A 16,870-nucleotide genomic window follows, 5' to 3' on the forward strand; every position below is an offset into this window, starting at 1 on the left:
CCGCCGTTCGGCGGTCAGCGCAGGATCTCCCCGAGGTCGTACGAGAGCGGCTCCTCCAGCTGCTCGTAGGTGCAGCTCGCCGGCTCGCGGTCCGGCCGCCAGCGCTGGAACTGCGTGGTGTGCCGGAAACGCGTGCCCTCCATGTGGTCGTAGCCGACCTCGACCACCCGTTCCGGGCGCAGCGGCACCCAGGAGAGGTCCTTGGTGCCCGTCCACCGACTGACGGCGCCGGGCAGCCGGGCGGCGGCCTGGGCGCTCTCGTCGGCCCAGGCGGCCCAGGGATGGCCGGCGAGGTCGGTCATCCGGAGTTCTTCGAGCTCCTCGGCCAGTTCGCGCCGGCGGGCCATCGGGAAGGAGGCCGACACCCCGACGTGCTGGAGGTGCCCCTCGCCGTCGTACAGGCCGAGCAGCAGCGAGCCGACGACCGGGCCGCTCTTGTGCTCGCGGTAACCGGCCAGCACGCAGTCGGCCGTCCGCTTGTGCTTGATCTTGAACAGGGTGCGCTCACCGGCCGCGTAGGGGGCGTCCAGCGGCTTGGCCACCACACCGTCCAGCCCGGCGCCCTCGTAGCGGGAGAACCAGCCGCGGGCGGTCGCCAGGTCGGTGGAGGCGGGGGCCAGGTGGACGGGCGCGGCGGCGTCGGCGAGCGCGCCCTCCAGCGCGGCGCGGCGCTCGGCCAGCGGCCGGCCGTCCAGGGCGTCGCCGCCGAGCGCCAGCAGGTCGAACGCGACGAAGGAGGCCGGGGTCCGCTCGGCCAGCGTGTTCACCCGGGAGGCGGCCGGGTGGATCCGCTCCAGCAGTTCCTCGAAGCGCAGCCGGCCCTCCCGGGCGATCACGATCTCGCCGTCCACCACGCAGCGCTCGGGCAGCTCGCGCCGGAAGGCCGCGACCAGTTCGGGGAAGTAGCGGGTGAGCGGCTTGGTGGTGCGGCTGCCGATCTCGACCTCGTCGCCGTCCCGGAACACCACGGCGCGGAAGCCGTCCCACTTCGCCTCGTACTGCATGCCGGGCGGGATGTCGGGCACCGTCTTGGCGAGCATCGGCTTGACCGGCGGCATCACGGGAAGGTCCATGGACCGATCGTCACCGGACCGGGCGGCGTCCGCGCGCCGGACCGGGCGGCCGAGCCTAGCGTGGGGGTATGGCCTCAGCGGTGGAACTGGACGTGGACGGCCGCACGGTGCGGCTGTCGAACCCGGACAAGGTTTACTACCCGGCACGCGGCTTCACCAAGCGGGACGTCGCCGAGTACTACCTCGCGGTCGCTCCCGGCGTGCTGCGCGGCCTGCGGGACAGGCCCACCACCCTGCAGCGCTTCCCGGACGGCGTGGAGGGCGAGTTCTTCTACCAGAAGCGGGCCCCGAAGGGCCTGCCGGAGTGGCTGCCCACCGCCCGGATCGCCTTCCCGAGCGGCCGCAGCGCCGACGAGATCTGCCCGACCGAGCAGGCCGCCGTCCTGTGGGCGGCCAACCTGGGCTGTCTGACCTTCCACCCGTGGCCGGTGCGGCGCTCCGACACCGAGCACCCCGACGAGCTGCGGATCGACCTCGACCCGCAGCCCGGCACCGACTTCCGCGACGCCGTCCGCGCCGCCCACGAACTGCGCGCCCTGCTGGCGGAGTACGGGCTGCGCGGCTGGCCGAAGACCTCCGGCGGGCGGGGCCTGCACATCTACGTGCCGGTCGAGCCGCGCTGGACGTTCACCGACTGCCGGCACGCGGTGATCGCGCTGGGCCGCGAGCTGGAGCGCCGGATGCCGGGCCGGGTCACCACCGCCTGGTGGAAGGAGGAGCGCGGCGAGGCCATCTTCGTCGACTACAACCAGATGGCCCGCGACCGCACCATCGCCTCGCCCTACTCGCTGCGGGCCCGGCCGGAGGCGACCGCCTCCGCGCCGCTGCGCTGGGAGGAGCTCGACGACGTCGTGCCCGCCGACTTCGACCTGCGCACCCTGCCCAAGCGGTTCGCCGAGGTCGGCGACCTGCACGCGGACCTCGACGAGCACGCCTTCGATCTGGAACCGCTGCTGGAGCTGTTCGCCCGTCAGGACTCCGGCGACCTGCCGTACCCGCCGGACCATCCGAAGATGCCCGGCGAGCCGACCCGCGTCCAGCCGAGCCGGGCCCGCAAGGCGTGACCGCGGGTCAGCTCGCGCAGGCGGCCAGGATCGCGGCCGCCGTCCACCGCCCGGCCGCGCCGGGCAGCCCGGCGAGGTGGCCGGCCGCCCGGGCCGCCGGCCAGCCGTGCGCCTCGGCCAGGCCGGCCAGCAGGATCCGGAGATAGCGCGCGGACGGTGCGGCGAGCGGCCCGGCGGTGTCCGGCCCCGACGCCGTCAGGGTGAGCACCGGCAGGCCGTCGAGGATGCCGCAGCACACCGCCGTCTCGTACCGGCCGGGCCCCCGGGGGTAGCGGCCCGGGGCGAGCACCGCGGCGAGCTCCAGGTCCGGCGGGCTCCCGGGTTCCCGGTGCATCTCCTGCGCGGCGAGGTCGGCGACCTGCTGGACGGTCAGCAGGTACCCGCGGCCGGGCGTCTCCCCCGGCGCGTCGGGATCGAACACGGCCAGACCGCCGCCCCAGACCTCGGAGCGGCCCGCGAAGGACACCGCGCCGGCCAGCAGCAGGGGCACGTCGGCGGCCGGCGGCCGCGGATCGCGGCAGCCCGGGTAGCTGCGGACCGCACCCGGCGGGCGGCCGCCGGCGAGGTAGCAGCCGAGCCGCGCACGGAGCAGGTTCGACCCGTAGGCGGCGTACCAGACCCGGCCGCCGGCCGGCCGGACGGCGGGCGCCACCGGGTCGGGCCGGCGGGGCGCCCCGGACCCGGCCGGCCCCGGGCTCACGGCCGCTGCGCCGCCGGGGCCGGGGCCGGGACGGCGAGCAGCCGGCCGGTGCGGGCCTCGGTCGCCCCGGCGGTGCCGCGCCACTCGGCGGCGGTCACGAACAGCAGCGGCTCGGCCGCCGGGCCGCCGAGCGCGCACGAGAAGCAGCCCCGGTCGGTGTCCACCGTCTGCAGCACCTCGCCGCCCTCCCGGACCCGGACGCACCGGCGGTTGGGCACGTCGGCGAACCAGAGCGCGCCCTCGGCGTCGAGCGCGATCCCGTCCGGGGCCGAGCCCTCCACGGCGGCCCAGACCCGGCGGCCGGTCAGGCCGCCGTCGGGGGCGATGTCGAAGGCGGTGATCCGGGCGGCGTACGACTCGGCGACCAGCAGGGTGCCGCCGTCGGGTGTGACGGCCATGCCGTTGGGGAAGGCCAGGTCGTCGGCGACCGTCCGCGCCGAGCCGTCCGGTGCCACCAGCGCCACGATGCCGCCGGCCGGCTTCTCGCCGGTCATCAGGTCGAAGCCGATGCAGTTGGCGTAGGCGGTGCCGCCGCCGGCCGCGGCGACCTCGTTCCACGGCCGGTCGCAGAGCGGCCGCAGGTCGGCGTGGGGCGTGAGGGTGCCGTCGGGGGCGCGGCGCAGCAGGCGCCGGTCACTCCCGGCGAGCACCAGCAGGGCGCCGTCCGGCAGCGGGTCGATGCAGAACGGGAAGGCGTCGATCCGCGCGGCGGTCTCCCGGTGGCCGTCCGCGTCCACCGCGAGCAGTTCGCCGGCGCCCCAGTCGCAGAGCCACAGCCGGCCGTCGTACCAGCGCGGGGACTCGCCGAGGACGAGGCCCTCCAGCAGGACGCGGGGCACGGGAGGCTCGGGCACGGGGGCTCCTCGGTCGGGGAGTCGGCGCATCCATGATGGCCCGCCGCGGCCGGCCCGGGCGGTGGCCCGGCCGGACCGGCGTGTCGGGGCCGGGCCCCGGCCAGGGCGCCCGTCAGCCCTGCGGGCGGGTCGCGGCGATGATCCGGACGGCGTCGTCGATCTGGGCGTCCGTCAGGTCCCCGCGGGCGGTGAGGCGCAGCCGGGAGATGCCGTCCGGGACGGACGGCGGGCGGAAGCAGCCCACGGCGAGGCCCGCGGTGCGGCAGTCGGCGGCCCACTGCACGGCGGCCTCGGGGCCCGGGGCGCGGACGGACACCACCGCGGCGTCGGGGGCGGAGGCGTGCAGTCCGGCGGCGGTGAGCCGGGCGGCGAGGGTGTGCGCGACCTCGCGGGCCCGGTCCGCGCGCTGCGGCTCGGCGCGCAGCAGGCGCAGCGCGCCGAGGGCGGCGCCGGCCGCGGCCGGCGCGAGACCGGTGTCGAAGATGAAGGTGCGGGCGGTCTCCACCATGTGCCTGACGACCCGTCGCGGACCGAGGACGGCACCGCCCTGGGAGCCCAGCGACTTGGAGAGGGTGACGGTGGCGACGGTGTCCGGCTCGCCGGCGAGTCCGGCGGCGGCGAGCGCGCCCCGGCCGCCCGGCCCGACCACACCGAGTCCGTGCGCGTCGTCGACCAGCAGCGCGGCGCCGTGCGCCCGGGCGGCGGCGGACAGGCCGGCCAGCGGGGCGGCGTTGCCGTCCACCGAGAAGACCGAGTCGGAGACGACCAGCGCCCGCGGGTGACGACGCCCGGCGAGGGCCTCGGCGACGGCGGCCGGGTCCGCGTGCGGGGCGCGGTGGACGTCGCTGCGCGACAGCCGGCACCCGTCGATCAGTGAGGCGTGGTTGTACGCGTCGGAGACGATCAGGGTGTCCGGGTCGGTCAGCGCGGTGAGCGCGGCCAGGTTGGCGGCGTACCCGGAGGAGAACACCAGAGCGGCCTCGAAGCCGCAGAACTCCGCGAGCTCGTCCTCGAGTTCGGTGTGCAGGGCGGTGGTGCCGGTGACCAGCCGGGAGCCGGTGGCGCCGGCGCCCCAGCGCAGCGCGGCGTCGGCGGCCGCCCGGGTGACGGCGGGGTGGTGCACGAGGCCGAGGTAGTCGTTGCTCGCGAGGTCCAGGACGGGGTCGTCGGCGGGCCGGCTGCGCAGCGTCCGGGTGAGTCCGGCCCGGGCCCGGAGGTCGGCGGACTCGTCGAGCCAGTCGAAGACGGCGGTCGGGGTGCGGGTCGGCTGCGGCGCGGCGGGGAGGACCATGGCGGCACTCTGGCACGGCCGGGAGCGGGGCGGCAACGTGCGCCTGGGCACACGGCGCGGAGCCCCGGCGCGGCGGCTGTGCTGCGCGTAGACTCCCCCGCCCCGGGGCCGGACGGGCCCCGGCGACGGTGGTCCGGCTGAGGGGAGCGTCCGTGGGTGAGGGCCGACTGACCGTGCGGGACGTGCTGGCACTGGAGCTGGTCGCACCGTGGGGAGCCGAGGTGGTGGCCTGCCCGGCGCGGCTGGACCGGCCGGTGCGCTGGCTGCACGTGGCGGAGGCGGCGGACGTCGCGGTGATGCTGACCGGCGGTGAGATGGTGCTGACGACCGGGCTGCTGCTGGCGGACGACGAGCGGGCCCAGGTCGCCTACGTGGAGTCGATGCAGCGGGCCGGGGCAGCGGCCGTGGTGCTGGGCCTGGGCCGCGCGTTCGCCACCACACCGGAGGCGATGCGCCGGGCGGCCTCGCGGTGCGGGCTGCCGATGGTGGTGCTGCACCGGCCGGCGCCGTTCGCCCGGCTGACGGAGGAGGTGCACGCCCGTCTGCTGCACGGGCGGTTCGCGGCACTGGACCTGTCGGACCGGATGGGCGGCTCGCTGTCCGCGCTCAACCTGTCGGGGTGCCGCTGCAGCGCCTGCTGGACGAGATCGCCGGCTACGCGGGCTGCCCGGCCGTGGTGGTGAACCTGGCCCACCGGGTGCTGGCGTCGGCGGGCGAGCCGGGGCGCTCGACGACCTGCTGCGGGACTGGGAGCGGGTGTCCCGGCAGGTGGCGCGGGTGCTGGGGAACGGGCCGGTGACGGTCGGTCCGGACGGCTGGACGGTGGCCCGGCTGGAGGCCCGCGGCCGGCAGTGGGGCCATCTCGTGCTCTTCGGCCACCAGGGCGGCGCGGACACCGGGCAGGTGCTGGGCCGGCGGGCGGCGGAGGCGCTGGCGGTGCACCGGCTGCTGGCCGACCCGGTGCGCGGCTGGGAGCGCGGCTGGGAGGACCAGGCGGCGGAGGCGCTGCTGGCCGACCTGGCGTCGGGGACGGCCCGCCCGGAGCAGTTGCTGCCGCGGTTCCGGGCAGCGGGTCTGCCGGTGGAGCGCCGGACGTTCGTCCCGGTGGTGGTGCGCCGCGTCGGCGGGGAGGGGTGCTCTGCGCGAGCGTGCGGCGGGCGCTGGAGGAGGAGGCGGTCGCGGGCCTGGTCGCCCGGCTGGAGCCGGACGGCGCGGTGGCCGCGCTGCTGAGCATCCCGTCCGAGCGCGACCCGGACACCGAGGTCGACCGGCTCGCCGCGCGGCTCCAGGCCCGGCTGGCCCCGCTCGGCGGCCCGGCGGTGATCGGCGCGGGCTTCGGCTGCCAGGTGCTGGACGAGGTGCGGCGCTCCTTCCTGGAGGCGGTGCACGTCGCGGACGCGGCCCTGGCCGGCCCGCCCTCGGGCCCGGTCGCGCGGCTGCGGGACGTGCGGCTGCGCGGGCTGGTCCGGCTGCTGCGGGACGAGCCGGAGCTGCAGGCGTTCATCGGCCGCGAGCTGGGCCCACTGCTGGGCCGCCCGGAGCTGCTGGACGTGCTGCGGACGTACCTGCGGACGGGCCGGAACAAGTCGCTGGCCGCGCAGGAGCAGCACGTCAGCCGGCCGGCGATGTACCGCAGGCTGCAGAGCATAGAGACGCTGCTCGGGATCGAACTGGACGACCTGGAGCAGCTGACCTCGTTGTACGTGGCGCTGCTCGCGCACGACGCGCAGCGCGGGCCGTGACCCGGCGCGGGCGCCGCGGGCGGCTGCCTCCCGGACACTTCGGAGCGTCCCGGCGGTTTCACCCTGAGTTCTCTCTACATCGCTGTAGAGTTCGGTGACGACCGACGGCGAGCAGGGAGCGGACGACGGTGGACGGCGTGCAGACGGAGCGGACCAGGTGGGAACCCCCGGAGACCCAGGTGGAACGGGTGTACCAGCCGGTCGAGGTGCGGTTCGAGGACGGCGGCTGGGCGGTGGGCCGGATCAACGCCTGGTGGCGGGCGGAGGACGGCACCCGGTGGTGCAGGGTGCGGCTGCTGCGCCGCGGCGGCGAGCCGCGCTGGATGGTCTTCGACCCCGACCGGCTGGCCCTGCTCCCCGCCCACGGGATCTGAACCGGACTCCCGCGCGTCCTCCCTGGTGATACCCGGCCGCCGGTCCGGGGTAGGCAGGCAGTGGGCGGGGCGCCACGGCCGGCCCGGGCGGCACGGCGGCCACGACGGAAGGCAGGGTGAAGGACTCCATGACGGTGAACCTCGGCAAGGGCCAGAAGGTCGACCTCGGCAAGCCGGGCGGCGGCACGCTGGAGGTGGTGCGGATGGGCCTCGGCTGGCAGGCCGCACCGCGCAAGGGCTTCCTCGCCAAGCTGATGGCCCGGGAGATCGACCTCGACGCCTCCGCGGTCCTCTTCGCCGGGCGCAAGCCCGTCGACGTGGTCTACTTCCAGCACCTGAACAGCTCGGACGGGTCCGTCCGGCACAGCGGCGACAACCTCACCGGCGGCGCCGGACAGGGCGCCGACGACGAGTCGATCACCGTGCACCTGGGCAAGGTCCCGGCTCAGGTCGACCAGATCGTCTTCACGGTGAACTCCTTCACCGGCCAGACCTTCCAGGACGTCGAGAACGCGTTCTGCCGGCTGGTCGACGAATCCACCGGGCAGGAGCTCGCCCGCTACACGCTCACCGGCGGCGGCCGGCACACGGCGCAGATCATGGCCAAGATGACCCGCGCCGGCAGCGGCTGGCAGATGACGGCGATCGGGGCGCCGACCAACGGCCGCACCTTCCAGGACCTCATCCCGGACATCGAGCAGCACCTCTGACGGCAGGTCGGGGCCGGGCCGCGCCCGGACGGGCGGCCCCGGCCCCGACCGCGTTCAGTCGCCGTCCGTTCCGTCCGTTCCGTCCGGCCCGTCCTCCGGGGCGGGCAGCACCTCCGCGGCGGCCCGCAGCCACTCCACCCAGAACGTCTCCAGCCCGATCCCGGCCTGCAGGACGAGGTGCTGGATCCGCCGCTCCGCACCGCCCTGCGGCGCGGTGAAGTCGCGCTCCTCGATCTCCCGGTACTCGGCCAGCTGCCGCAGGTGCAGGTCGAGGTGGCGGCGCAGCTCCCCGCCGAGCTCCGCGCCGGAACCGACCGCGGCGGCGGCCCGCAGGCGCAGCAGCAGCGGGTCGCGGATCGGCTTCGGGTCCTGGTCGTGGGCGATCCACCCGGTCAGCGCGGCCCGGCCCGCGGGCAGCACCTCGTACTCCTTGCGGCGGCCCCGGCTCGGCGGCTGCGGCACCGCGCGGATCAGCCCGTCCTTCTCCAGCCGCCCGAGCTCGCGGTAGATCTGCTGGTGCGTCGCGGACCAGAAGTAGCCGATCGACCGGTCGAAACGGCGCGTCAGCTCCAGCCCCGAGGAGGGTCGCTCCAGCAGGGCGGTGAGGATGGCGTGCGGCAGCGACATGCGCCCGATCCTAGGACGTGCGCGGCCGGGCGCGGGCGGGGCGCGGGCGTCGCCGACACCCCGGCGCGACGCGATCACCGATGGTCCTATGATCCTCCGCATGCCTCCTGCCGCTTCGCTCCCCGCCGGGCCGGTGTACGACCTGGTCGTCGCCTTCCCCGACCTGGCCCACCTGCGCGCCGCAGCCCGGCGCCGGGACTGGGACACCGTCAGCACCACGCTGACCGGGCTCGACGACGGGGACGATCTGGTGATCGCCGCCCGGACGGTGGCCGGGACGACCGGGGTCACGGTCATGCTGGACGAGGCGCTCGCCGCCGCGGGCGACGGCCCGGACGGCGTCCTCCCGCGCTCGCTGCTGGCCTACCACCACATCCTCACGGGGTGGGACATCCGCTCGGGCTACACCGCCGAGCACGTCTCCCGCTCCCAGTTCGACAGGTTCCACGACCATCTGCGGCAGGCCGAACGGCTGCTGATCGAGGCCGTGGCGCTGGACCCGTCGCACGCCCTCGGCTGGCACCTGCGGCTGATGACCGCCCGCGGGCTGGGGCTCGGCCAGTCCGAGGCCCGGCGGCGGTACGACCGGCTGGCCACGCACCGGCCGCACCACTTCTCCGCCAAGAGCCAGCTGCTCCAGCAGCTCTGCCCCAAGTGGGGCGGCAGTTGGGAGGCCGCGCACGCGTTCGCCGACGAGTGCCGCCGCGGCGCGGAGCCCGGCGGACTCGGCGCGCTGATCACCGTCGAGGCCCACGTGGAGCACTGGGCCACGCTCGGAGGCGCGGAGCAGCACACCTACTGGTGGCGCGAGGGTGTCCGGGAGAGCCTGTCGGAGGCCGCCGAATCGTCCGTGCTGCACCCGGACTTCGAGCGGAACCTGTGCTGGCTCACCGCGCACACCGATCTCGCCGCGGCGTTCAGCTTCTCCGGCCAGCCCGAGCTGGCCGCACCGCACTTCGAGGCACTGGGCCGCTTCGCCGCCGAGTACCCCTGGAACAGCATCTCCGGACAGCCGGACGCCCTGTGGCGGCGGCACCGCGACGCCGCCCTGGCCACCGCTGCGAGAAAGGCCTGACACGATGGTCACGCACACCGAGGTCGACGGCATCGAGACCGTCCTCGCACCGATGAGCGGCCCGCTGCGCGCCGGTCTGATGTTCCGGGTCGGCCGCGCCGACGAGACGCTCGCGACCGCCGGCATCACCCACCTCGTCGAGCATCTGGCCCTGCACCGGCACGGCCTGGCCGACTTCCACTACAACGGTGCGACCGCGGCCACCGAGACGCACTTCCTCGTCCAGGGCACCCCGGCCGAGGTGGTCTCCTACCTGAACGGGGTATGCGCCGCCCTGCGCGACCTGCCGCTGGACCGGCTGGACGTCGAGAAGGAGATCCTGCGGACCGAGGCGGCGGGCCGCGGAACGGGCAGCCGGCTGCCGCTGTGGCGCCACGGCGCGCAGTCGTACGGGCTGCTCGCCTTCCCCGAGTTCGGCCTGCACCGGATCGGCGCCGAGGAGGTCACCGACTGGGCCGCGGAGTGGTTCACCCGGCAGAACTGCGTGCTGTGGATCACCGCCGACGAGCTGCCGGAGGGCCTCTCGCTGACGCTGCCCGAGGGAGAGCGCCGGGCGGCACCGGAGGCGACCTCGGCGCTCCCGCAGAGCCCGGCGTACTTCACCGGCGAGGAGGCCGGCGTGGTGCTTCACGCCGTGGTCGAGCGCAGCACGGCGGCGCAGGTCTTCGCCGACCTGCTCGGGCGGGCGCTGTTCCGCGAGCTGCGCCAGGAGGGCGGCCTGTCCTACCAGGCGGCCGGGGACTACAGCCCGCGCGACGGCGGGTCCGCCGTGGTCACCGCCGTCGCGGACGCGCTGCCGGCCAAGCGCGAGGCCGTGCTCGGCGGGTTCGTGGACGTCCTCGCCGCCCTGCGGATGGGCCGGATCGAGCCGGCCGAGCTCGACTCCGTCCGCAACCGGGCCCTGGAGGAGCTGAACAGCCACGAGACGGAGGCCGCGGGACTGCCGGGCCTGGCCCGGGATCTGCTGCTCGGCCGTCCCGCCGTCGACCGCGACCGGGCCCGTGCCGCGGTGGAGGCGCTGACCGTCGCCGACATGCGCCGGGTGGCCGGGGAGGTGTGGGACGCCGCGCTGCTGATGACACCGTCCGGGACGAGCGCCGACTGGGCCGGCTTCCATGCGGCACCGACCACGTCCGGGGAGCGGGTGGCCGGGCGCCACTGGCCGTCCCTGGCCCGCGAGGGCTTCGGGATCGTCATCGGCGACGACGGGGTGAGCATGGTCGGCCCCGACGGGCAGGCGACGGTCCGTTACGACGCGTGCGCCGCCGTCCTGACCCTGCCGGACGGCGCCCGCCGCCTCATCGGGACGGACGCGATCACCGTGGATGTGGAGCCCACGCTGTACGGGATCCCCGCAGGCGAGATCGCCCGGATCGACGCGGCGCTGCCGCCCACCGCCGTGGTGCCGCTCCCGGCCCGCTCCGCGGACCGGATCCCGCAGCCGCCCGCCGGGAAGGCCCGGGGCGGCGTCCGGGGCGGCGTCCGGAGCGGCATCTGGTACGGCGCGCTCGCGGACCGGTTCGTGAACGCCTCGGACCCGCTGCTGGGCGTCGCCTTCCTCTGCCTGCTCGGGACGCTGGCCGCGGGGAACGCCGGGGACACCCCGGTCGCGGTCGCCCTCGCGATCGGCGTGCTGCTGGCGGCGGGGCCGCTGACGGCGGTCCGCACGGTGCGCCGGATCCACGCCCGACGCTGAGACCGGCGGGGGCCTGTGACGGAGGGCTCGGCGGGGGCTCGGCGGGCGGCCGAAATCCGGTTGCCCGGGCAGCGGGCCTCCGGCGATCATCCTCGGGACCCGACATCCACCGATCACCGGAGACACATGACCACCCAACTGTCCAAGGCCTGGCAGCTCTTCGAGTCCGGCGACCCCCAGGGATCGATGCGGGCACTGCGGTTCGCCGCCGACGAGCTCGCGTCCGCAGAGATCGCGCCGCTGGTGGCCGGGTTGGCCGAGGGCGCCGGCTTCACGGACCTCTCCGAGGCCTCGACAGCACTGGTGGCACGACCCGGTTCGGCCTACCGGCTCCACCGTTTCGGCTATGCCTGCGTCGAGCGCGGCATCCCGGCCCTGGCCGTCCCGGCTCTGCGGGAGGCCCTGCGGCTGGCGGTGGCGCCGCCCGCACCGGCCGCGCCGGAACGCACCGGCCTGTTCCGCCGCAAGACCAGGCGGCAGCAGCCCGACCCGGAGATCACCCCCGCCGGGTGCTGCTGGAACTGGTGACGTCCCTGGAGCGCGAGGAGCGGCACGAGGAGGCGCTGGCCGTGCTGCGTGAGCACGACGCCGTGCTGGGCGACTGGCCGGACCGCTACCTGACGGTCTACAACGCCCTGATGAGCGGTCGGATCGAGCTCGCCCGGGAGGTGTTCGACGCGCTGTCGGCGCCCGAGGGCGTCTGGGTGGAGCCGGGCCGACGGGTCGGGCGGATGCTGGAGCGTGCCGCCGCCCTGCCGCCGACGGGCGACCGGGACCTGCGCGGCTGGCACCACGTGCTGACCGGCGGGGTACTCACCACCCTCGCACCGCAGGGCTTCGACCAGGGCATGACCGGCCGCTGGGCCTACCTGCAGGACGACTTCGGCTCCTGCCGGCACGGCCTGGAGCGGCTGCGCACCGTCCTTGCGGCGACCGGCCGCAAGCCCGCCTCCGTCGGCCTGCTGCCGGACCGGGGCAGCCGGGCGCTCGGCCTGGCGGCGGCCCGCCTGCTCGGCGTTCCGGCCGCCCCGTACGAGCAGGGCACCGCGGACGAGCAGGGCGCAGCGGACGTGCTGGTGGTCGCCTACGACCTGAACGCGTGCGATCCCGCGCTGGTGGCCGCGCTGACCATCAGGGCGGCGGGCGACCTGCTCTTCGAGCACGCCACCTGCTGGACGGATCCGCCCGGCGCGTCCGCCGACGTCTGCACGCTGCTGGTGCAGACCGTGGTCGCCCCGTGGGAGCCGGGTCTGCAGTTCACCGAGGACGGCGGGGTGGAGCAGTCGGAGCCCGACGAGCGCTCGGCCGAGGAGCTGGCCGAGGCGATCCTGGCGGCCGATCCGGCTCCGCAGGAGAGCGACGGGCAGACACCGGCCGACCCGGACGGGACACTGGCCGCCTTCGCCGCCCGCGCCGCGGCCGGGACCTGGGCGAGCAGCCCTCGGGACCGGGTCCGCTCCTCGGGCCCGGTGCGCAGCTCGCGCTTCGCCTGAGCCTGCGGCCGCGGCGACAGCTGCGGCTGCGGCTGCGCCCGCGGCTCACAGGCCGGGTGCCTGCAGACCGTTCAGGTACCAGAAGGCCGCCGTGTACCACAGCAGGGCGATCGCGCAGAGCAGCGCGCCGCCCGCCACGGGCAGGGCCCAGCCCGGCAGCCGGCGGTGGCGGACCACGAGGACCTTGGCCACGAACGCCCCGTAGAGCGCACAGCCGGCGACGGAGTGGATGGCGACCCTGGTGTCGCCCAGCTGCACCCCGTAGACCGTGATGCAGTGGTAGGCGACGGGCAGCGAGAGCAGGAAGGCGACCAGACCGCCGATCCGGTGGGCGCGGTGCACGCCGCGCGAGGCCGCCCGCACGCCGGGCAGCTTCCCGTAGATCCAGAGGGCGAGCACCAGCTGGACGAGGGCCAGCGCCATCAGTGCGCTGCCGAGTCGGGCCTTCAGCTCCTGCGCGTCGTTGCCCCGCTCGCCGAACAGGCCGCCGGAGTAGTCCGGGGTGTGGACGCGGCCGTACCAGAAGAGGGCACCGGCCACGGCGATCGGCAGGAGGACCTCGACAACGCGGATGATCCGCCCTGCGGCGGAGGAGCGCTCGGTTCCGTGCATGTGGCCAGCCTGCCCCGTCCCCGCTCCGGTGCCGTGCGCGACGCACCGGAGCGGGGACGGGAGTGACGGGACGGGAGCCGCGCCCGTTCGGCTCCGTCACATGCGAGCCGCCGTCACGTCCGGTGGCGGAAGAGGATCCGGCCGCGGGTGAGGTCGTAGGGGCTGAGCTCCACCAGCACCCGGTCGTACGGGAGGATCTTGATGTAGTTCTTCCGGATCTTCCCGCTGATGTGCGCGAGCACCTTGTGCCCGTTCTGCAGTTCCACCGTGAAGGTGGCGTTGCGCAGGCACTCGACGACGACGCCGTCGACTTCGATACCTCGTGCTGTTCTCGGCATGTGTCTCATTTCTGTGGTCGGGGGCGGTGAGGCCGGCGAAGGGGAGAGGAGGCCGCCGGTACGGCGGCCCGGTGGGATGTCAGTGGCGCACCAGTTCCAGGTTGCTGCCGGTGCGCCGGGCGCCGATGCCCTCGAACAGGGCTGTCGCCGCCTGGTTGGACTCGTTCACCTCGGCCGAGGCCGTGGCCGTCCCGGAACGGTGCAGCGCGCCCAGCACCTCGGCCAGCAGGGCCCGGGCGATGCCGCGGCGGTGGTGGCCGGCGCGAACGGCGATCAGCCCGATCCGTGGCTGCCTGGTCAGCGGCGCCACCCTGACCAGCCCCACGTAACGGCCGTCCTCGACGGCCACCGCGTACTTCGACGGGTACAGCACAGTGGTCCCGTGCGGGCGGGGCAGGATCTCGGCCGGCATGGCCTGCCATCCGACGGTGGCCTCGACCTCCGCCCGGAGGGCGCCGTCCAGCTCGCGCAGCGGGCCTTCCTCCGCCTCGCCGGCCGGCACGATCGTGACGCCCGACGGCGGTTGCCCTGCCCGAGCCCGGTGAGCTGCGGATCGGTGGGCACCACGTACTCCCACTCGCGGCGCCGGACGGTGAATCCGGCCTGCTGCCAGCCGGCCAGCAGGTCGTGGTCGGTCTCGTCGACGACGGTGTGGAGCGGCGTCGGCAGGTCGGCCAGTACGGCCTCGGCAATCCGGTCGAAGACCGGGCGGTGCCAGGCGTCGATGCTGAGGAACGTCCGCCCGTCGGGCCGGACGGACACGTCGCCGCGGCCGACGACCAGGTCGTCGGCCAGTGCGTGCCACTGCTGTTCCGCGACGCGGGTCACGTCGACCGGGTGCCCGGTCGTGCCCGCGGAGAAGTGTTCGGTGTTCAACGGTGTCTGCCTCTCGGGAGAGCCTTGCGTGCAGGCGCTCCGGGCGACACCTACGTCAGCCGCCCGACCATGAAGGACAAGGGGAGCACCCATGGGACACAGCGTGCACGGGTCTCACCTCCTCGGGACGGCCTCACGGTCGTCAGCGACGTTAGCAGCCGGCGGCCGCCCCGCCCACAGGTTTTCCGGCCCCCGCGGGGGCACAGGGCCGGGGCAGGAGCGGAGGACCGGGGCAGGAGCGGAGGACCGGGCCGGGGAGAGCGCCCGGCCCGCCCCGGCGCCCCGCCCCGCCCCGGCCCGGCCCGGCCGCGAGGTCAGCCCGACAGGGCGTCGGAGACCAGGGCGCGGGCCTCGTCCTGGACGAGGGCGAGGTGGTCGGGCCCCTGGAAGCTCTCCGCGTAGATCTTGTACACGTCCTCCGTGCCCGACGGCCGGGCCGCGAACCACGCGTTCTCCGTGCACACCTTCAGCCCGCCGATCGCCGCGCCGTTGCCCGGCGCCTCGGTCAGCACCGCGGTGATCGGCTCACCCGCCAGGGTGTCGGCCCGTACCCGGTCCGCCGACAGCCGGGCCAGCACCGCCTTCTGCTCGCGGTCCGCCGGTGCGTCCACCCGCGCGTACGCCGGTGCACCGAAGCGCGCCGTGAGCTCCCCGTACAACTCGGACGGGCTGCGCCCGGTCACGGCCGTGATCTCGGATGCGAGCAGCGCCAGCAGGATGCCGTCCTTGTCCGTCGTCCACACCGAGCCGTCCCGGCGCAGGAACGAGGCACCGGCGGACTCCTCGCCGCCGAACGCGATCGACCCCGACAGCAGGCCGTCGACGAACCACTTGAAGCCGACCGGCACTTCCACCAGCTCCCGCTTCAGCTCCCCGGCCACCCGGTCGATCATCGACGAGGACACCAGGGTCTTGCCGACCGCAGCCTCCCCGGGCCACTCCCGGCGGTGCCGGTAGAGGTAGTCGATCGCCACGGCCAGGTAGTGGTTCGGGTTCATCAGGCCGCCGTCGGGGGTGACGATCCCGTGCCGGTCGGCGTCCGCGTCGTTGCCGGTCGACACGTCGAACGCGTCCTTGCGGCCGATCAGCGAGGCCATCGCGTACGGCGACGAGCAGTCCATCCGGATCTTCCCGTCCCAGTCCAGGGTCATGAACCGCCAGGCCGGATCGGTGAGCGGATTGACGACCGTCAGGTCCAGCCGATGGGTCTCGGCGATCCGGCCCCAGTAGGCCACCGACGCGCCGCCCAGCGGATCGGCGCCGATCCGGACGCCCGCCGCCCGGACGGCGTCCAGGTCCAGCACGGACGCCAGGTCCTCGGTGTAGCCACCGAGGAAGTCGTGGCGCCCGGTGGTCGCGGCCGCGAGCGCCCGCGCGTACGGGATCCGCTTCACCCCCGCCAGACCCGCCGCGATCAGCTCGTTCGCCCGGTCCTGGATCCAGCCCGTCGCCTCCGAACCCGCCGGGCCGCCGGACGGCGGGTTGTACTTGAACCCGCCGTCCCGCGGCGGGTTGTGCGACGGCGTGACGACGATCCCGTCCGCGACCGCCCGCCCCGACGCCGTCCGGTTGTGCGCCAGGATCGCGTGCGAGACCGCCGGGGTCGGCGTGTAGCCGTCCGCGGCGTCGATCAGCACGGTGACCCCGTTCGCGGCCAGCACCTCCAGGGCCGTCACCCGGGCCGGCTCCGAGAGCGCATGCGTGTCCGCCCCCAGGAACAGCGGGCCGGCCGTGCCCTGCCCCGCCCGGTACTCGCAGATCGCCTGCGTCGTCGCCGCGATGTGGTCGTCGTTGAACGCCGCGTCCAGGGCCGACCCTCGGTGGCCCGACGTGCCGAACGCCACCCGCTGACCCGGCTCCCCCGGATCGGGCCGCAGCGCGTAGTACGCCGTCACCAGCCGCGCCACGTCCACCAGATCCCCAGGTCCGGCCGGTTCCCCGGCCCGCGCGTGCACCATCGTCCGCTCCTCGTCGTCACCGTCGATGCCACCTCGCGCGCCCCGCCGCGGCGGGGCGCGCACGTCCCCACAGACCTACCCAGGGGGCCGGGGCACATTCGGAGGCCAACCCGGTCGGCCGCACGGCGTGACCTCCGGGCTCGGACCGGCCGCCCGCCCCGCCGTGTGATCACCCGAACGGGTGGCGACACGCCGTGCGCGCGCCCGTGCGCCCTACCTGCCACCCCGGCCGTTCCCGCACCGTGGCTGCCGAGGGCCGGAAGGGTACGCACCGTTCCGCCCGAGGACGCTCCCGGCATCGACACCATTCCCGGAAACTGATCGGCCGTCAGATTCGTCGTTCACCATGGACAGGTCCGCAGGACCGGGAACGGAAGGAGGACGCCG

15 protein-coding genes and 2 pseudogenes are annotated in these 16,870 nt (G+C 75.4%); 8 read left to right on the forward strand and 9 right to left on the reverse strand.

What is annotated here, in order from left to right:
• Window positions 1-14: 14 nt before the first annotated feature.
• Complete coding sequence (locus ABEB13_RS06140; protein WP_345704620.1) at window positions 15-1,073, reverse strand: ATP-dependent DNA ligase; 1,059 nt, start codon at window positions 1,071-1,073, stop codon at window positions 15-17.
• Between the two features lie 80 nt (window positions 1,074-1,153).
• On the opposite strand from ABEB13_RS06140, the gene ligD reads away from it, so the two are divergent.
• Entirely contained in the window at window positions 1,154-2,137 is a 984-nt protein-coding gene (gene ligD / locus ABEB13_RS06145; RefSeq protein WP_345709557.1) for a non-homologous end-joining DNA ligase, read from the forward strand.
• Window positions 2,138-2,144: 7 nt separating this feature from the next.
• On the opposite strand, the gene ABEB13_RS06150 is transcribed toward ligD, so the two are convergent.
• The 3 genes from ABEB13_RS06150 to ABEB13_RS06160 all read right to left on the reverse strand — a co-directional run bounded on the left by ABEB13_RS06150 (window position 2,145) and on the right by ABEB13_RS06160 (window position 4,982).
• Window positions 2,145-2,837 carry a histone deacetylase gene (locus ABEB13_RS06150; RefSeq protein WP_345704621.1) on the reverse strand — a complete coding sequence of 231 codons (693 nt, stop codon included), beginning with the start codon at window positions 2,835-2,837 and terminating at the stop codon, window positions 2,145-2,147.
• The gene (locus ABEB13_RS06155) at window positions 2,834-3,691 is read right to left on the reverse strand and encodes an SMP-30/gluconolactonase/LRE family protein (protein WP_345704622.1); all 858 of its coding nucleotides are present in this window, start codon (window positions 3,689-3,691) and stop codon (window positions 2,834-2,836) included. Before ABEB13_RS06155 ends, ABEB13_RS06150 begins: the two co-directional genes overlap by 4 nt.
• 112 nt (window positions 3,692-3,803) lie before the next feature.
• Window positions 3,804-4,982, reverse strand: coding sequence for an 8-amino-7-oxononanoate synthase (locus tag ABEB13_RS06160; protein ID WP_345704623.1), 1,179 nt, complete (start codon window positions 4,980-4,982; stop codon window positions 3,804-3,806).
• A 152-nt stretch (window positions 4,983-5,134) separates the two neighbouring features.
• On the opposite strand from ABEB13_RS06160, the pseudogene ABEB13_RS06165 reads away from it, so the two are divergent.
• From ABEB13_RS06165 to ABEB13_RS06175, 3 genes and pseudogenes are all read left to right on the forward strand, one after another.
• A pseudogene (locus ABEB13_RS06165) lies at window positions 5,135-6,724 on the forward strand (PucR family transcriptional regulator ligand-binding domain-containing protein).
• A 128-nt stretch (window positions 6,725-6,852) separates the two neighbouring features.
• Window positions 6,853-7,098, forward strand: a complete 246-nt coding sequence (locus ABEB13_RS06170) for a hypothetical protein (protein WP_345704624.1) — start codon at window positions 6,853-6,855, stop codon at window positions 7,096-7,098.
• 128 nt (window positions 7,099-7,226) lie between these two features.
• Window positions 7,227-7,808 carry a TerD family protein gene (locus tag ABEB13_RS06175; protein ID WP_345709558.1) on the forward strand — a complete coding sequence of 194 codons (582 nt, stop codon included), beginning with the start codon at window positions 7,227-7,229 and terminating at the stop codon, window positions 7,806-7,808.
• Between the two features lie 54 nt (window positions 7,809-7,862).
• On the opposite strand, the gene ABEB13_RS06180 is transcribed toward ABEB13_RS06175, so the two are convergent.
• Window positions 7,863-8,435, reverse strand: coding sequence for a PadR family transcriptional regulator (locus ABEB13_RS06180; protein WP_345704625.1), 573 nt, complete (start codon window positions 8,433-8,435; stop codon window positions 7,863-7,865).
• A gap of 100 nt (window positions 8,436-8,535) precedes the next feature.
• Between ABEB13_RS06180 and ABEB13_RS06185 the strand changes: the two genes are divergently transcribed.
• From ABEB13_RS06185 to ABEB13_RS06200, 4 genes are all read left to right on the forward strand, one after another.
• Window positions 8,536-9,510 (forward strand): hypothetical protein, encoded by a 975-nt coding sequence (locus ABEB13_RS06185; protein WP_345704626.1) that lies wholly within the window; start codon window positions 8,536-8,538, stop codon window positions 9,508-9,510.
• Window positions 9,511-9,514: 4 nt separating this feature from the next.
• Window positions 9,515-11,206, forward strand: a complete 1,692-nt coding sequence (locus tag ABEB13_RS06190) for a M16 family metallopeptidase (protein ID WP_345704627.1) — start codon at window positions 9,515-9,517, stop codon at window positions 11,204-11,206.
• Between the two features lie 126 nt (window positions 11,207-11,332).
• Window positions 11,333-11,734: a hypothetical protein gene (locus ABEB13_RS06195; protein WP_345704628.1), complete on the forward strand. Its 402-nt coding sequence runs from the start codon at window positions 11,333-11,335 to the stop codon at window positions 11,732-11,734.
• Window positions 11,716-12,699: a hypothetical protein gene (locus ABEB13_RS06200; protein WP_345704629.1), complete on the forward strand. Its 984-nt coding sequence runs from the start codon at window positions 11,716-11,718 to the stop codon at window positions 12,697-12,699. Before ABEB13_RS06195 ends, ABEB13_RS06200 begins: the two co-directional genes overlap by 19 nt.
• A gap of 45 nt (window positions 12,700-12,744) precedes the next feature.
• On the opposite strand, the gene ABEB13_RS06205 is transcribed toward ABEB13_RS06200, so the two are convergent.
• The 4 genes and pseudogenes from ABEB13_RS06205 to pgm form a co-directional block, all read right to left on the reverse strand.
• Window positions 12,745-13,311 (reverse strand): DUF6529 family protein, encoded by a 567-nt coding sequence (locus ABEB13_RS06205; RefSeq protein ID WP_345704630.1) that lies wholly within the window; start codon window positions 13,309-13,311, stop codon window positions 12,745-12,747.
• Between the two features lie 113 nt (window positions 13,312-13,424).
• On the reverse strand, window positions 13,425-13,649 hold the full coding sequence (gene infA / locus ABEB13_RS06210; protein WP_345704631.1) for a translation initiation factor IF-1: 225 nt from the start codon (window positions 13,647-13,649) through the stop codon (window positions 13,425-13,427).
• A gap of 79 nt (window positions 13,650-13,728) precedes the next feature.
• Window positions 13,729-14,525: pseudogene (locus tag ABEB13_RS06215) on the reverse strand (GNAT family N-acetyltransferase).
• A gap of 314 nt (window positions 14,526-14,839) precedes the next feature.
• Entirely contained in the window at window positions 14,840-16,483 is a 1,644-nt protein-coding gene (gene pgm, locus ABEB13_RS06220; RefSeq protein WP_345704632.1) for a phosphoglucomutase (alpha-D-glucose-1,6-bisphosphate-dependent), read from the reverse strand.
• Window positions 16,484-16,870 lie beyond the last annotated feature (387 nt).

Origin of the sequence: Kitasatospora paranensis, from assembly GCF_039544005.1 — a bacterium.
Lineage (GTDB): Bacteria > Actinomycetota > Actinomycetes > Streptomycetales > Streptomycetaceae > Kitasatospora > Kitasatospora paranensis.

Bases quoted from the DNA above. Each gene is read 5' to 3' on its own strand.
- ABEB13_RS06140 (WP_345704620.1), bottom strand. From the start codon at position 1,073: ATGGACCTTCCCGTGATGCCGCCGGTCAAGCCGATGCTCGCCAAGACG.
- ABEB13_RS06160 (WP_345704623.1), bottom strand. From the start codon at position 4,982: ATGGTCCTCCCCGCCGCGCCGCAGCCGACCCGCACCCCGACCGCCGTC.
- ABEB13_RS06175 (WP_345709558.1), top strand. From the start codon at position 7,227: ATGACGGTGAACCTCGGCAAGGGCCAGAAGGTCGACCTCGGCAAGCCG.
- ABEB13_RS06180 (WP_345704625.1), bottom strand. From the start codon at position 8,435: ATGTCGCTGCCGCACGCCATCCTCACCGCCCTGCTGGAGCGACCCTCC.
- ABEB13_RS06185 (WP_345704626.1), top strand. From the start codon at position 8,536: ATGCCTCCTGCCGCTTCGCTCCCCGCCGGGCCGGTGTACGACCTGGTC.
- ABEB13_RS06190 (WP_345704627.1), top strand. From the start codon at position 9,515: ATGGTCACGCACACCGAGGTCGACGGCATCGAGACCGTCCTCGCACCG.
- ABEB13_RS06195 (WP_345704628.1), top strand. From the start codon at position 11,333: ATGACCACCCAACTGTCCAAGGCCTGGCAGCTCTTCGAGTCCGGCGAC.
- ABEB13_RS06205 (WP_345704630.1), bottom strand. From the start codon at position 13,311: ATGCACGGAACCGAGCGCTCCTCCGCCGCAGGGCGGATCATCCGCGTT.
- infA (WP_345704631.1), bottom strand. From the start codon at position 13,649: ATGCCGAGAACAGCACGAGGTATCGAAGTCGACGGCGTCGTCGTCGAG.
- pgm (WP_345704632.1), bottom strand. From the start codon at position 16,483: ATGGTGCACGCGCGGGCCGGGGAACCGGCCGGACCTGGGGATCTGGTG.